This window comes from Georgenia wangjunii (assembly GCF_036421975.1).
In the GTDB taxonomy this organism is placed as follows: domain Bacteria; phylum Actinomycetota; class Actinomycetes; order Actinomycetales; family Actinomycetaceae; genus Georgenia_A; species Georgenia_A wangjunii.
The window spans coordinates 399,555-414,898 of the sequence record NZ_JAZGON010000002.1; the positions used below are offsets into that span (position 1 = coordinate 399,555).

General features: G+C 73.3%; 12 protein-coding genes. 7 read left to right on the forward strand and 5 right to left on the reverse strand.

Annotated features, from left to right (window positions below):
- Positions 1-142: 142 nt before the first annotated feature.
- Together V2J63_RS05790 and V2J63_RS05795 are read left to right on the forward strand one after the other, a co-directional pair.
- Positions 143-931, forward strand: a complete 789-nt coding sequence (locus tag V2J63_RS05790; RefSeq protein WP_331230057.1) for a SurA N-terminal domain-containing protein — start codon at positions 143-145, stop codon at positions 929-931.
- 192 nt (positions 932-1,123) lie between these two features.
- Positions 1,124-2,137: a PHP domain-containing protein gene (locus tag V2J63_RS05795; protein ID WP_331230058.1), complete on the forward strand. Its 1,014-nt coding sequence runs from the start codon at positions 1,124-1,126 to the stop codon at positions 2,135-2,137.
- A gap of 92 nt (positions 2,138-2,229) precedes the next feature.
- Here V2J63_RS05795 and V2J63_RS05800 read toward each other — a convergent pair whose 3' ends face one another.
- Positions 2,230-3,156: a hypothetical protein gene (locus V2J63_RS05800; RefSeq protein ID WP_331230059.1), complete on the reverse strand. Its 927-nt coding sequence runs from the start codon at positions 3,154-3,156 to the stop codon at positions 2,230-2,232.
- A gap of 114 nt (positions 3,157-3,270) precedes the next feature.
- On the opposite strand from V2J63_RS05800, the gene V2J63_RS05805 reads away from it, so the two are divergent.
- The 4 genes from V2J63_RS05805 (at position 3,271) to V2J63_RS05820 (ending at position 9,879) form a co-directional block, all read left to right on the forward strand.
- A complete protein-coding gene (locus tag V2J63_RS05805) occupies positions 3,271-4,218 on the forward strand; it encodes a 5'-3' exonuclease (protein WP_331230060.1) in 948 nt (315 codons plus the stop codon).
- Positions 4,215-5,348, forward strand: a complete 1,134-nt coding sequence (locus V2J63_RS05810; protein WP_331230061.1) for a hypothetical protein — start codon at positions 4,215-4,217, stop codon at positions 5,346-5,348. The genes V2J63_RS05805 and V2J63_RS05810 overlap by 4 nt, the downstream gene beginning before the upstream one ends.
- Before the next feature lie 131 nt (positions 5,349-5,479).
- Positions 5,480-6,817 (forward strand): glutamine synthetase family protein, encoded by a 1,338-nt coding sequence (locus V2J63_RS05815; RefSeq protein WP_331230062.1) that lies wholly within the window; start codon positions 5,480-5,482, stop codon positions 6,815-6,817.
- An 11-nt stretch (positions 6,818-6,828) separates the two neighbouring features.
- Entirely contained in the window at positions 6,829-9,879 is a 3,051-nt protein-coding gene (locus tag V2J63_RS05820; protein WP_331230063.1) for a bifunctional [glutamine synthetase] adenylyltransferase/[glutamine synthetase]-adenylyl-L-tyrosine phosphorylase, read from the forward strand.
- A 335-nt stretch (positions 9,880-10,214) separates the two neighbouring features.
- Here the strand turns inward: V2J63_RS05820 and glnA are convergent, their stop codons facing one another.
- Positions 10,215-11,639: a type I glutamate--ammonia ligase gene (glnA, locus tag V2J63_RS05825; RefSeq protein ID WP_331230064.1), complete on the reverse strand. Its 1,425-nt coding sequence runs from the start codon at positions 11,637-11,639 to the stop codon at positions 10,215-10,217.
- Between the two features lie 160 nt (positions 11,640-11,799).
- Here glnA and V2J63_RS05830 point away from each other — a divergent pair, with 160 nt between their 5' ends.
- On the forward strand, positions 11,800-12,147 hold the full coding sequence (locus tag V2J63_RS05830; protein ID WP_331230065.1) for an RDD family protein: 348 nt from the start codon (positions 11,800-11,802) through the stop codon (positions 12,145-12,147).
- 249 nt (positions 12,148-12,396) lie between these two features.
- Here V2J63_RS05830 and V2J63_RS05835 read toward each other — a convergent pair whose 3' ends face one another.
- The 3 genes from V2J63_RS05835 to lipB form a co-directional block, all read right to left on the reverse strand.
- The gene (locus V2J63_RS05835) at positions 12,397-13,125 is read right to left on the reverse strand and encodes a DUF4191 domain-containing protein (RefSeq protein WP_331230066.1); all 729 of its coding nucleotides are present in this window, start codon (positions 13,123-13,125) and stop codon (positions 12,397-12,399) included.
- A gap of 364 nt (positions 13,126-13,489) precedes the next feature.
- Positions 13,490-14,497: a lipoyl synthase gene (gene lipA, locus V2J63_RS05840; protein WP_331230067.1), complete on the reverse strand. Its 1,008-nt coding sequence runs from the start codon at positions 14,495-14,497 to the stop codon at positions 13,490-13,492.
- 37 nt (positions 14,498-14,534) lie between these two features.
- Positions 14,535-15,239 (reverse strand): lipoyl(octanoyl) transferase LipB, encoded by a 705-nt coding sequence (gene lipB / locus V2J63_RS05845; RefSeq protein ID WP_331230068.1) that lies wholly within the window; start codon positions 15,237-15,239, stop codon positions 14,535-14,537.
- Between the last annotated feature and the right edge of the window lie 105 nt (positions 15,240-15,344).

A 15,344-nucleotide genomic window follows, 5' to 3' on the forward strand; every position in this document is an offset into this window, starting at 1 on the left:
GGTCCCGGACCGCCGGTTCCCAGGGAACGCCCAGCCAGCCGTGCCACCGTTCCCTGTCCGGTTAATAGAATGCGCCAAGAATAACAATGCAATGCACGTGATATCATCTATTGTTTGCACGACACACAAAAGGGGACGCTTGATGAGGAACAAGATCGTGGCCAGCGCCGCGCTCGCCATGGCACTGTTCGGCGTCACCGCGTGCAGCGGCGGCTCGGACGACGACAGCACCGCGGAGCCGACCGCGACGAGCGCGTCCACCGCGACCGAGAGTGCGAGCCCCGGTGCCGCGCCCGAGGCGCTCGAGCCGGACCTCGAGAGCATCCCGGACGTCGTCGCCGTCGTGAACGGCGAGGAGATCACCAGGGACGAGTTCATCGAGGTCTATGAGTCGCAGTTCGGCCAGATGGCGGCGCAGGCGCAGATGGCCGGACAGCCCGTGGACGAGCCCGCGCTCAAGCAGCAGACGGCGGAGCGGCTCGTCGAGACCGAGCTCCTCCTCCAGGAGGCGGCCAACCGTGGTCTGGACACCTCCGACGAGGAGCGCAGCGCGACGCTGGACGAGATCGCGCTCAGCAGCGGCATGGAGGGTGGCGACGCCTTCGTCGCCGCGATGGTTGAGCAGGGCATGACCGAGGAAGAGGTCATGGAGCAGGTCGACATCCAGGTCCGGATCGAGAAGCTCATCGCCGACGAGGCGGGCGACACGACGCCCACCGACGAGGAGGTCCAGGCCGCCTACGACGCCGTGGTCGCCCAGCAGGAGGCGGCCGGCGCCGCGTCCGGCGAGACGGCCCCGGCGGTCCCCCCGCTCGACGAGGTCCGTCCGCAGGTCGAGGACCAGGTGCGTTCGGAGAAGGAGAGCACCGCCGTGGCGGCCCTGCTCGAGGGCCTGCGCGAGAGCGGCGACATCACCATCAACCTCACCTGAGAGACACGCACCCCTGAGGCCCCTCGCTCCTGAGGCCCCCACCGCCTGAGGAACCTGCCCTGGTTCGGCCTGGGCCACGCACGGGCCCCGTCGGCACCAGCCGCCGGGGCCCGCCGGGTCTGCGGACCTCCTCCCGCGTGATCGCCCAGGAGCCGCGCGCGGCGATGCGGCCCACCGCGTAGCCTCACCGACGTGGACCCCGTCTCGGCACTGACGCGCGTCGCGTTCCTCCTCGAACGCACCCTCGCCGAGCCGCACCGCGTCAAGGCTTTCCGCAGGGCGGCCGAGCGGCTCGCGTCGCTGCCCCCGGACGAGCTCGAGGAGCGCATTGCGGCTCGGACGCTCACGCAGCTCCCGGACGTCGGGCCGAAGACGGCCGCCGTGGCCCTCGAGGCGGCGAGCGGCGCGGTCCCCGCGTACCTCGCCGACCTCGAGGCGCGTGCCACCGGCCCGCTCGTCGCGGGCGGGGAGAAGGTCCGGGGCTGGCTGCGCGGGGACCTTCACACCCACTCCGACTGGTCCGACGGCGGCAGCCCGATCGACGAGATGGCGCGGGCGGCCGTCGCCGCCGGGCACGACTACCTCGCCCTCACCGACCACTCGCCGCGGCTCACGGTCGCGCGCGGGCTCAGCCCGGAGCGCCTGCGCGAGCAGCTCGACATCGTCGCCCGCCTCAACTCCGAGCTCGCACCGTTCCGGATCCTCACCGGGATCGAGGTCGACATCCTCGACGCCGGGGGCCTCGACCAGGAGCCGGAGCTGCTCGCCGAGCTCGACGTCGTCGTCGCCAGCGTCCACTCGAAGCTGCGGATGGACGCCGCCTCGATGACCCGGCGCATGGTCAACGCCATCGCCAACCCGCACGTCGACGTGCTCGGGCACTGCACGGGCCGGCTCATCACCGGTGGGCGCGGGACGCGACCGGAGTCGCAGTTCGACGCCGAGATCGTCTTCGAGGCGTGCCGGCGGTTCGACGTCGCCGTCGAGATCAACTCCCGGCCCGAGCGCCGGGACCCGCCGACGCGCCTGCTCCAGCTCGCCGACGAGACCGGGTGCCGCTTCGCCATCGACACCGACGCGCACGCACCCGGCCAGCTCGACTTCCTCGACTACGGGTGCGCCCGCGCCGAGGAGCAGGGGCTGACGCAGGACCGGATCGTCAACGCGATGGAGGTCGACGAGCTCCTGGCCTGGACCAGGCGCTGACCGCGCGGCGACCGGGCTCCTCGCCGGGGCTTGGCGCCGTCGGGGGCGGTCCGACGGTCCCGGTGGACGCCCGCCCCTGTCCCGCGGGCCGGTCAGACGGCCGTTTCGTACCAGCGCAGGACGCGCAGCGCGCGCAGCGTGTTCCACCGGCTCGGCTCGCCCTCGGGGGCGTCGACGGCGAAGTGGACGTCGCCGGGCCACGTGACGCCGGCGGGCCAGCGGCCGTCGTCGCCGCGCTTGGCGAGGACGAGCCCGACCGCGTCAGCCGTGCGCGGGTCCGGCGTCCCGCCGGCCTCGCGGAAGTACTCGAGCGCGCGGAGCACGTCGTAGAACCAGTACGGGGGGAAGGAGATGTTCCGGTGCCGGGGGAGTGCTGCCTCACCCGTCGTCAGGCGCCGGTAGAGGTGACGTGCGAGGAGGTACTCCTCGCCGCGCCGGCGCGCCTGTGCCAGCGCCGGCGTCACGTCGCCGCCCGCCCGCTCGTGCTCGAGCAGGCCCTCGAGGACGCACAGCGTCGTGTCGAACGAGGACCGGTCCGACTCCGGCGCCGCGCAGTTCCAGCCGCCGTCGGTGAGCTGCTCGGCGAGGAGGCGTTCGACGATCTCGTCGCTGCCCGCGCCGAGCTGGCCGAAGTAGGCGCCCAGCGCGAGGACGCCGCCGTTGATGCACGGCTCGACCTCGCCGTGGAAGAAGGGCCGGTCGTCCCAGTAGTGCCACGTCACTCCGTCTCGCACCCGCTCGACCGCCGACACGGCCTGCGGCGAGCGGGGGTCGAGGCCGAGCCGGCGCAGGAGGTGCAGGGTCCACGTGACGCTCCTGCGGTCGTGGTCCTCGCCGTACTCGTCGCCGCCCCAGTAGCCGCGGTCGTCCTGGAGGGCGAGCAACCGCGCTCCCCAGCCCTCGGTCGCGACGCGGGCACGCTCTGCCGCGACCTCCTCGGCCGGCGCGTCGAGCAGGTCACGCATGACCTGCCAGCGGATCGACGGGTCGGCGTCCAGCAGCCACGCGGTGACGTCCATCGCCGCATCATGGCGCGGTCCGGCCGAGCGGTAAAGGGGCGACGGCGGCGGCTCGCGTGCCGCCGTCCCGCCACGGACCTGCCGCCGGCGCGTCGGACGCGGCATGCTGGGCACGTGACCACCGACGGCCCGCTCCTCCTCCTCGACTCCGCCTCGTTGTACTTCCGGGCGTTTCATGCGCTGCCCGAGAGCATGACCGCGCCCGACGGCACCCCCGTCAACGCCGTGCGCGGGTTCCTCGACGCCATCGCCCGGCTCGTCACCCGGTGGAGCCCGTCCCGCGTCGTCGCGTGCTGGGACGAGGACTGGCGCCCTGCGTTCCGGGTGGCAGCGCTGCCCTCGTACAAGGAGCACCGCGTGGCCGCGGACGGCGGCGAGGAGGTCCCGCCGGCCCTCACGGCCCAGGTCCCGGTCATCATCGAGGCGCTCGAGGCGATGGGGATCGCGCGCGTCGGCGCCGCCGGCTACGAGGCCGACGACGTCATCGGCACCCTCGTCGCGCGCGAGCTGGCCGCCCCGGCGGAGCAGCGGGCCGCGGAGGTCCTCGTCGTCACCGGGGACCGTGACCTCTTCCAGCTCGTCGACGACGAGGGCGGGATCTCGGTCCTCTACCCCGTGCGCGGGGCGAAGGACCTCCAGCGCATCGACCAGGCGTGGCTGCACGAGAAGTATGGCGTCGCTACCGGCGCGGCGTACGCGGACATGGCCACCCTGCGCGGCGACCCGAGCGACGGCCTGCCCGGCGTCGCCGGCATCGGGGAGAAGACCGCCGCCGCCCTCCTCGCCAAGCACGGCGACCTCGCGGGCGTCATCGCCGCGGCGCAGTCCGTGAGCGGCGGCCTCACCCCCGCCCAGCGCACCCGCATCCGCGAGGCGCACGCCTACCTCGCCGTCGCGCCCGACGTCGTGCGCGTCGCGCCGGACGCACCCGTCGCCGACGTCACCGGCGAGCTCCCGGCCACGCCCGCCGACCCCGACGCCGTCGCCCGCCTCGCGGAGCGGTGGAACCTCTCGTCCTCCTTCGCGCGGCTCGTGACGGCCTGCGCGGACGCGGCGGGATGACCGACCTCGCCGACGTCGCGGGCGACCTGTACGCCCTCGACCTCGGGGAGTTCGTCGCGGAGCGCGACCGGCGCGCGGCGCAGGCGCGGGCCGACGGCGACCGCGCGCTCGCGACGGCGGTCAAGGCCTTGCGCAAGCCCTCGATCGGCGCGTGGGCGGCGAACCTGCTCGTGCGCGAGCGCCCGGGCGTCCTCGACGAGCTGGCCGAGACGGGCGCGGCGCTGCGGGCGGCGCAGCGCGAGCTCGACCGGCCCCGGCTGCGTGAGCTCGACCGGGAGCGCCGGCGGGTGCTGCGGGGCGCGGTCACGGAGGGGGAGGCGCTCGGCGCGGACCGCGGCCAGGCGGTCGGCGCGGCCGCGGCCGGTGACCTCGAGAGCATCCTCCGTGCGGCCATGACCGACCCTCGCGCCGAGGCCGCCCTGCGCACCGGCCTGCTCACCGGCGCCATGGAGGTGACCGGCCTCGGGACCGTCGACCTCGACGGCGTCCTCGCCGTCCCGGGCGTGGTCCCGGACGCACCCGCGGACGACGACGAGGCGGCGCCCCGCCGCCGGGCGAGCGGGGGTGCTGGGGGGCCGCCCACGGGCGGAGGCAGGCGCACCGGGAAGGGCGGCACCGGGAGCGGGCTCGGGGTAGGGCGCGATGGCGATGCGGACGCGTCGGAGGACGACGACGAATCCGCGTCCCGCCGTCGTCCGCACGCCGCGAAGGCGAAAGGACGGGCGGCCGCGGCGAGCCGCACGAACGACAAGGCCGGCGACGGCGCGGCCCCGGCGCCATCCCCGCGCCCGACGGCGACGGAGGAGAAGCGGCACCGGCGCGCCGTCGAGCGGGCAGAGGCGGCGCTCGAGCGCGCCGCGGGACGGGCGGCGAAGGCCGCAGCGGCGTCCGCCTCCGCCGGTGAGCGAGCCCGGGAGGTGCAGGCCCGGATCCTCCAGCTCGAGTCCGAGCTCGACGAGCTGCGGCGCGGCATCGCCGAGCGAGAGCACGCCCTCGAGCGGGCGACGGACGCGCTCGAGACCGAGGAGAAGAGACGCGACCGCGCGGCGCGGAAGGCGTCGGAGGCGCAAGATGCCGTCGACGACGCCCGGGCCCAGCTCGACCGGGCGCGCGGCACAGGCGCCTCGTAGGCCCCGGCGATCGCGGGTGGGCGGTCTCGGAGGGGGAAACCGGCTCGCAACGGCGGTGCCTGAGCCACCATGATGGGCAGGCACGGTCGCGACGGCCGTCGCGGTGCGGGACCAAGGTGCGGGAGAGGTGCATGGACAGGCAGCAGGAGTACGTCCTCAGGGCCATCGAAGAGCGGGACATCCGTTTCATCCGTCTGTGGTTCACCGACGTCCTGGGCGTGCTCAAGTCCGTGGCGATCGCCCCGGCCGAGCTCGAGGGCGCCTTCGCCGAGGGCATCGGCTTCGACGGCAGCTCGATCGGCGGCCTGGCCCGGGTCTATGAGTCGGACATGCTCGCCAAGCCGGACCCTTCGACGTTCCAGGTGCTGCCGTGGCGCGGCGACCAGCACGGCGTCGCCCGCATGTTCTGCGACATCCTCACCCCCGACGGTGAGCCGGCGCGCACCGATCCGCGCAACGTCCTCAAGCGGACCCTCGCGAGGGCCGCCGAGGCGGGCTTCACGTTCTACACCCACCCCGAGATCGAGTTCTACCTCTTCGAGCAGCGCGCCAGCAGCGGCGCCCCGCTCGTCCCGGTCGACACCGCCGGCTACTTCGACCACGTCGCGCGCGGGTCGGCCCACGACTTCCGGCGGGCCACGATCACGACGCTCGAGTCCATGGGCATTTCGGTGGAGTACTCCCACCACGAGGCGGGGCCGGGCCAGAACGAGATCGACCTGCGCTACGCCGACGCGCTGTCCACCGCGGACAACGTCATGACGTTCCGGACGGTGGTCAAGGAGGTGGCGCTCCAGCAGGGCATCATGGCGACGTTCATGCCCAAGCCGATGATCGACGCCCCCGGCTCCGGCATGCACACCCACCTCTCGCTCTTCGAGGGCGATGCCAACGCCTTCCACGACCCGTCGGGCAAGTACCAGCTGTCCGGCACGGCGCGGGCGTTCATGGCCGGTCTGCTGCGGCACTCGGCGGAGATCACCGCGGTGACGAACCAGCACGTCAACTCCTACAAGCGCCTGTGGGGCGGGGGAGAGGCACCCAGCTACGTGTGCTGGGGCCACAACAACCGCTCCGCGCTCGTGCGGGTGCCGATGCACAAGCCGGAGAAGGGCCAGTCCGCACGCGCGGAGTACCGGGGTCTCGACTCCTCGGCGAACCCCTACCTCGCGTACGCCGTCCTCCTCGCCGCCGGCCTCAAGGGCATCGAGGAGGGGTACGAGCTGCCCGAGGAGGCGGAGGACAACGTCTGGGAGCTCTCCGGCGCCGAGCGTCGGGCGCTCGGGATCCAGGCGTTGCCGGGCAGCCTCCAGCACGCCGTCGAGCTCATGGAGGGGTCCGAGCTGGTCGCCGAGACCCTCGGGGAGGACGTCTTCGACTTCTTCGTGCGCAACAAGCACCAGGAGTGGACCGAGTACCGCGCGCAGGTCACGCCCTACGAGCTGCGCCAGCTGTCGCCCGGGTCCTGAGGCACCGGGGCATGCGGCCATCCTCGCGCGGCTCGCAGCTCGTGCGGCTCGGGTTCACCGACGCCGCACGGGCGCAGTCGCTGCTCGACGACGCCGTGCTCGCCGACCACGTCGCGCGCGCGGAGGAGGCAGGCGCGTCCCTGCCCGAGGCCCTCGCCGTGACGGCGGACCCTGACCTCGCGCTGCTAGCGCTCGTCCGGCTCGCGGAGGCGTGCGGCGCCGGCGGGGCGCCGCCGCTCGACCTCGGCGGGATCCTTGCCGAGGACGGCGGGCACCGCCGGCGGCTCCTCGCCGTCCTCGGGGCCTCGAGCGCACTGGGGGACATGCTCGTCTCCCGGCCGGGGGACGTCGCGCTCCTCGCCGACCGCCCGGGCGAGGTGCCCGTCCTCGACCTCCTTCCTGCGGACGAGCGGGAGCGCGCGCTCCGCGCCGTCGGGGCGGATCCCGCGGCCGAACTCCCCGTGGCGACCATCGGCGGCGCCGCCGGGGTCAGTGCCATGCGCCGGCTCTACCGCCAGCGTCTGCTCGAGGTGGCCGCGGCGGACCTCACGAGCCCCGACCCGCTCGGCGACCTGCCGAAGGTCGCCGCCGCCCTGGCGGACCTCGCCGGCGCCGCGCTCGATGCCGCCCTCGCCGTCGCGCGGGCCGACGTCGGCGAGCGCGCCGAGCAGGTCCGCCTCGCCGTCCTCGGGATGGGCAAGACCGGTGGCCGCGAGCTCAACTACGTCTCCGACGTCGACGTCATCTACGTCGTCGCCCCCGCCCGGGAGGGCCTGGACGAGCACGAGGTCACCGCCGTCGGCACGAAGCTGGCGGCCTCGCTCGCCCGAGCGTGCGCGGGCGCGGGCGGAGAGCCGCCCCTGTGGCCGGTCGACGCGAACCTGCGCCCCGAGGGCAAGGACGGCCCGCTCGTGCGCACGCTCGCCTCGCACCTCGCGTACTACGAGCGGTGGGCGAGCACGTGGGAGTTCCAGGCGCTGCTCAAGGCGCGGCCCGTCGCCGGGGACGTCGCGCTCGGCACCGCCTACGTCGAGGCGGTCGCGCCGCTCGTGTGGTCCGCCGCCGAGCGCGAGAACTTCGTCGAGGACTCGCAGGCGATGCGCCGGCGCGTCGAGGACCACATCCCCGCCGCGGAGGCCGAGCGCCAGCTCAAGCTGGGCCGCGGGGGTCTGCGCGACGTCGAGTTCACCGTCCAGCTCATCCAGCTCGTCCACGGGCGCACGGACGAGACCATCCGGTCCGCGACGACCCTCGCCGCCCTCGCGGCGCTCGCTGAGACCGGCTACGTGGGCCGCGGCCCGGCGGTCAAGATGGACGAGAGCTACCGCTTCCTCCGGGTCCTCGAGCACCGGATCCAGCTCTACCGGCTGCGCCGCACCCACCTCGTGCCCACGGACGAGGCGGACCTGCGCCGGCTCGGACGCTCCATCGGCGTCGGGGACGTCCGCGACGGGGAGTCCCTCGAGAAGCGCTGGCGTGCCGTGCGCCGGGAGGTCCGCGCGCTGCACGAGGAGATCTTCTACCGTCCGCTCCTGCCGCAGGCCGCGCGCCTCGCGCCGGAGGACCTCGCGCTCGGGCCGGAGGCGGCCCGGGCGCGCCTCACCGCCAGCGGCTACCGGGACCCCGACGGCGCCGTGCGGCACATCGCGGCGCTGACCGCAGGGATCTCCCGCACTGCCTCGATCCAGCGCCAGCTGCTGCCCGTCATGCTCGGCTGGTTCGCCGAGGGCCCCGATCCCGACGGCGCCCTCCTCGCCTTCCGCAAGCTGTCCGAGGCCATGGGCCGCAACCCCTGGTACCTGGGGCTGCTGCGTGACTCCGGCGCCGCCGCGCCCCGCCTCGCGCGGCTCCTGTCCCGCAGCCGGTTCCTCGCCGAGGGGTTCGAGAGCCTGCCCGACGCCGTCGCCTGGCTGGGCGACGACGGCGACCTCCTCCCGCGCAGCCGCGAGAGCCTCGAGGCGGAGATGCGCGCGGTCCTCGCACGCCGGACGGATCCCGCCGAGTCGGCCGCCGCCGTGCGCTACCTGCGGCGCCGGGAGATGACGCGGGCCGGCATCGGGGACGTCCTCGACGGCATCCGCGGCGGACGGGACGCCTCCGTCCTCACCCCCGTCGCGGAGATCGCCCTCGAGGCGGCGGTGCGGGTGGCGACGGCCGAGTCCCTCGAGACCCACGGGCTGGACGAGCCCCTGTCCCGGTTCCTCGTCGTGGCGATGGGACGGCTCGGCGGCGCGGAGATGAGCTACGCCTCCGATGCCGACGTCCTCTTCGTCCACGAGCCGCGCGAGGGCGTGGACGAGGCACGCGCCCAGCAGGTCGCCCTCGGCGTCGCGGGCCGCGTGCGTGCCCTCCTGGGCGACCCGGGGCGGGAGCCGGCGTTCCCCGTCGACTCCGCGCTACGGCCCGAGGGGCGTAGCGGCCCGATCATCCGGTCCTTCGGCTCCTACGCCGAGTACTACCAGCGCTGGGCCGAGCCGTGGGAGCGCCAGGCACTGCTGCGCGCCCGCCCCGTGGCCGGGGACACCGAGCTCGGGGACCGGTTCGTCGCGCTCATCGACCCGGTGCGCTACGCCGACGGGGGGCTCGCCCCCGGGGAGATGCGCGACCTGCGCCGGATCAAGGCGCGGGTGGAGTCCGAGCGGATGCCGCGCGGCGTGCCGCCGACCCGGCACCTCAAGCTCGGCCGCGGCGGCCTGAGCGACGTCGAGTGGACCGCCCAGTGGCTCCAGCTCCAGCACGGGCACGCCGTGCCGGGCCTGCGCACGCCGTCGACCCTCGCCGCCCTCCACGCGGCGAGCGACGCCGGCCTCGTCGAGCGCGCCGACGCCGAGCTCCTCGCGGACGCCTGGACCCTCGCCTCGCGCATCCGCAGCGCCATCGCGCTCTTCACGGGCCGGCTGACCGGCGCCAAGGTCGACGTCCTGCCGCACGAGCGGCTCGAGCTCGCCGGGGTCTCCCGGGTGCTCGGGTACGGGCCGGGCGAGGGCCCGGAGCTCGAGGAGGACTACCTCCGCGCCGCCCGCCGGGCGCGCGCCGTCGTCGAGCGGGTCTTCTTCGACTGACCTCCGCCCCGCTCGCGTCCCTGCTCTCGTGATCATGCAGAGATGCCGCGCGACTGAGCGCGGTGCCTCCACCGTCGGCCGCCCGCGAATCCACGCCCGCCCGACCCGTCCGCCCGGTTCCTCCTTCCACCGTCGTGATCATGCGGAGTGCCGCCGGCACTTGTGCATGATCACGAGCAAGGGAGAGGTGGGCGTGTGCGCGTGAGGACGGCGACGGGGGCGTGCCGGGGGAGGTGGCCGGGGAAGGGGGCCGGGAATGTGCCGACGGCGGGCCCCGGTGAAGGGACCCGCCGTCGTCGTCGTGCTGTGCGTGCCGGGCTCAGGCCCGGGACGGATCAGATGTCGTAGTAGAGCTCGAACTCGTGGGGGTGCGGGCGCAGGCGCAGCGGGTCGACCTCGTGCGCACGCTTGTAGTCGATCCACGTCTCGATGAGGTCGGGCGTGAAGACGCCGCCCTCGGTGAGGTAGTCGTGGTCCGCCTCGAGCGCGTCGAGCACGCCGGTGAGGGAGTCCGGGACCTGCTGGATCTTCGCGTGCTCCTCCGGCGGGAGCTCGTAGAGGTCCTTGTCGACCGGCTCCGGGGGCTCGATGCGGTTCTTGATGCCGTCGAGGCCGGCCATGAGCATCGCGGAGAACGCGAGGTAGGGGTTCGCCGACGGGTCCGGCACGCGGAACTCGACGCGCTTGGCCTTGGGGGAGGCGCCGGTCACGGGGATGCGGATGCACGCGGAGCGGTTGCGGGCCGAGTAGACGAGGTTGACGGGCGCCTCGTAGCCGGGCACGAGCCGGTGGAACGAGTTGACCGACGGGTTCGTGAAGGCGAGCAGTGAGGGCGCGTGCTTGAGGAGGCCGCCGATGTACCAGCGGGCCATGTCCGACAGGCCGCCGTAGCCGCGCTCGTCGAAGAACAGCGGCTTGCCGTCCTTCCACAGGCTCTGGTGCGAGTGCATGCCCGAGCCGTTGTCACCGAAGATCGGCTTCGGCATGAAGGTGGCGGACTTGTTCGCCTCCCACGCGACGTTCTTGATGACGTACTTGAACTTCATGAGGTCGTCGCCCGAGGCGAGGAGCGTGGAGAACCGGTAGTTGATCTCCTGCTGACCGGCGGTGCCCACCTCGTGGTGCGCGCGCTCGACCTCGAGGCCCACCTCCTGCAGCACCGAGACCATCTCGTCGCGCAGGTCGGCGAACTGGTCGTTGGGGGAGACGGGGAAGTAGCCGCCCTTGTACTGGGTCTTGTACCCGAGGTTCCCGCCCTCCTCCACGCGGCCGGTGTTCCACGCGGCCTCGGCGGAGTCGATGTGGTAGAAGCTCGAGTGCTGGTTCGTCGAGAAGCGCACGTCGTCGAAGAGGTAGAACTCGGCCTCTGCGCCGAAGTAGACCGTGTCCGCGATGCCGGTGCTGCGCAGGTACGCCTCGGCCTTGGCCGCGATGTTGCGCGGGTCGCGGGAGTACGCCTCGTCGGTGAACGGGTCGACGATGGAGAAGTTGACGACGAGCGTCTTCTGCTTGCGGAACGGGTCGACGAACGCGCTCGAGACGTCCGGCACGAGCTTCATGTCCGACTCGTGGATCGCCTGGAAGCCGCGGATGGACGAGCCGTCGAACATCAGCCCGTCGGTGAAGGCGTCCTCGTTGAACGCCTCGACCGGGATGTTGAAGTGCTGCATCTTCCCGGGCAGGTCACAGAACCGGACGTCGACGAACTTGACGCCCTGCTCCTTGGTGAAGGCGATGGCCTCCTCGGCACTGGTGAACATCCGCAGCTCCTCATGGTTATCTGGTCAGCAGGTGGGCGACCGCGCACCCTGCCTGGCACGCCCCGACGTTAGCGACGCGGGGTTTCGCAGGTGTCACTCCAATGTGTCCGGCATGTTACGCAGTGACGGGCCGTCCGTGGCCGGCACGTAAACTCGCCGGGTGAACGAACGAGGGTTGCAGACCGCAGGACTGGGCCGGCGGATCCTCGCCCTCCTCGTCGACTGGGCCATCGCCTCAGCGATCTCGGCCGGCTTCTTCGACTTCCACGAGCTGGCGACCCTCGGCGTGTTCGCCCTCATGACGTGGATCCTCATCTCGCTCACGGGCGCGACGATCGGGCACACAGTGCTCGGGCTCGTCGTCCGTGGGCTCGGCGGGCGCCCGGGACCGGGACGGGCGGCGATCCGCACCGTCGCGCTCTGCCTCGTCATCCCGGCCGTCGTGTGGGGCACCGACGGCCGCGGCCTGCACGACGTCTGGGCCGGCACGGTCATCACCCGCCGCTGACGTCGCAGGTGTCCGACGGCGGTCGGCGCAGGTGTCCGACGGCGGTCGCTGGGCTGCCGCCCTCCGTCAGACCGCACCTTTCTGGGCCGCGACCCCTGCTGGGAGGTGCGGTCTCACCCTCGAAGGTGCGGTCTCACGCGTGCGGCGTCGGCCCAGCGGTCGCGAGCGTGCTCCGGACCCGCTCTGTGCGCGCGTGCCGGCGCCGGCTCAGCCCTGGTCGGCGCAGCCCGTCGCTGGCCGGGCGCCGGCTCAGCGGCCGCGCATGCCCTTGCGGTCGGGACGGGCGCGCATAGGGTCGACGCCCTTGGGAATGGGCATCCGCGTCTGGCTCAGCGCCCGCAGACGCTTGGACACCTCGGCGACCTCGGCCTTCGTCAGCGTGTTCTTGAGCTTCTGGACCTTCTTGGTGATCTTGGCGAGCGGGATCTGACCCTCGTCGTCGCCCACCTGGAGCAGGTGGATCGTCACGTTGGGGACGACGCGCGCGACCTTGCGGCGCTCCGTGTCCAGCAGGCGCTTCGCGCGGTGGCTCGGGCCCTCGCTGATGAGGACGACACCGGGGCGGCCGACGGCGCGGAAGACGAGGTCCTGGGTGCGGGGGTCGATCGCGACAGGCTGCTCCTCGAGGTTCCAGCCGCGCCGGATGGTGCCGAGGGCGGAACCGGTGGCGCCGGGCGTGCCGGCGATCCGCGCGTAGGCGGCCTTCTCCGCGCGACGGGCGAGCAGCAGCATGACGCCGATGACGGCGATCGGGATGCTCAGCAGGACCATGTAGAGCACCTGGTCGAGCAGCAGGCCGACGACGACGCCGAGCGCCACGACGCCGACGAAGACCCCGATGAGCCACCACGTGATGGACGGCTGGGCCGTCCGCGTCATCTTGTAGACGTCCCAGAGCTGGCGGTACCACCGCTGCTTCTTGGGCTTGGGTGCCTTCGCGCCGTCCGCGCGGGTGTCTTCAGACTTCTTCCGGGCCATGATCGGCGATTCTACCGGTCGAGTTACCGGCCAGCGGACGCGCCTACGGGTGCCGCGAGGAACGAGCGGCAGACGGCGGAGGCGGCCCGGTGAGAAACGTGCGTTGCGCCGGGTCGTGGTGGGTCTGGCGGGAGCCGCGAGGAACGAGCGGCGGATGGCGGACGCGACCCAGGGGGAGACGTGCGTTGCGCCGGGTCGTGGTGGGTCTGGCGGGAGCCGCGAGGAACGAGCGGCGGATGGCGGACGCGGCCCAGGGGGAGACGTGCGTTGCGCCGGGTCGTGGTGGGTCTGGCGGGAGCCGCGAGGAACGAGCGGCGGATGGAAGACCCGGCGCAACGCACGTCTCCCCGACCGCGGGCGAGAGCTATCGCGCGAGCGCCACGACCGAGGCTGCCTCCTGGCGCGACGTCGTCTCCTCGGTGAGGTGCGCGAGGTGCGCGGGAACCGGCTGGCCGCGCTTGACCATCGCGCGACCCCAGAGGCGTCCGGCGCGGTAGGACGAGCGCACGAGGGGGCCGGCGAGGACGCCGAGGAACCCGATCTCCTCGGCCTTGTCGGAGAGCTCGACGAACTCCTCCGGGCGCACCCATCGCTCGACGGGGTGATGCCGTACGGAGGGGCGCAGATACTGGTTGATCGTGAGGAGGTCACAGCCCGCCTCGCGCAGCATGACCATGGCCTCGACGACCTCGTCGATCGTCTCGCCCATGCCGAGCATGAGGTTGGACTTCGTCACGAAGCCCTCGTCGCGGGCGGAAGTGAGGACGCCGAGCGAGCGCTCGTACCGGAAGCCCGGCCGGATGCGGCGGAAGATTCGCGGCACCGTCTCGACGTTGTGCGCGAGCACCTCGGGCCGGGAGGAGAAGACCTCGGCGAGCTGCTCCGGGACCGCGTCGAAGTCCGGGATGAGGAGCTCGACGCCGGTGCCGGGGTTCTGGGCGTGGATCTGGCGCACGGTCTCGGCGTAGAGCCAGGCTCCGCCGTCGTCGAGGTCGTCACGCGCGACACCCGTGACCGTGGCGTAGCGCAGGCCCATCGTCTTGACCGAGGCCGCGACCTTCAGCGGCTCGGTGCGGTCGAACGCCGACGGCTTGCCGGTGTCGATCTGGCAGAAGTCGCAGCGCCGCGTGCACTGGGAACCGCCGATGAGGAACGTCGCCTCCCGGTCCTCCCAGCACTCGAAGATGTTGGGGCACCCGGCCTCCTCGCACACCGTGTGCAGGCCGTTGCCGTGGACGAGCTTCTTGAGGTCCGTGTACTCGGGGCCCATCGTCGCGCGGGTCTTGATCCACGGCGGCTTCTTCTCGATGGGGGTCTCGGCGTTGCGTGCTTCGACCCGCAGCATCCTGCGGCCCTCGGGAGCGATCGTCACTGCGGAGTCTCCATCCGTCGTGGGCGTGCGTGGCCAGTCATCGACCGACGTCCTCCGCCAGCCTAAGCGCCCCGGCGGCACGTGCGCCCGCGAGGGCCGGGGCGCGGACGAGCGGGGCGAGCGCACGGCGCAGGTGCGCCTCGGTCGAGTCGGCGATGTCGAGCGGTGTGATGGTCCTGCCCGCCTCGAGGGAGAGGGAGGTCACACCGGCGTCGGTGATCCCGCAGGGGATGATCGCGCCGAACGCGGCGAGGTCGGGGGACGCGTTGATCGCCACGCCGTGCATCGTCACGCCCCGCGCGACGCGTACGCCGATCGCGGAGAGCTTGCGGTCCTGCCCGCCGTCGGCGTCGAGCACCCACACGCCGGACCGGCCGCTCACGCGGGCCGTAGCCACGCCGAGGTCGGCCGCCACGCCCATGACGGCGTCCTCGAGCGCGCGGACGTAGGCGATGACGTCGACCGGCTCCGCGAGGCGCACGAGGGGGTAGGCGATGAGCTGGCCGGGCCCGTGCCACGTGATCCGGCCCCCGCGGTCGACGTCGATGACGGGGGTGCCGTCGATCGGCCTCTCGGCCCGTGCCGTGCGCTTGCCGGCGGTGTAGACGGCGGCGTGCTCGAGGAGGAGGACGGTGTCCTCGCGGTCGCCTGCGGCGATCTCGGCGTGCAGGGCGCGCTGGTGGTCCCAGGCCCGTTGGTAGTCGACCAGCGTCTCTCCCAGGCCAAGCCGCACCACTCGCATGGGGTGAGGATAGTCGCGCCGCCGGCCCCCGGCCCGCGCTCGTCGTGTGGCGCGCGGCACGCGCTCGCAGCGATCGGGCGCGTGGACCGTCACACCGGCCCGCCG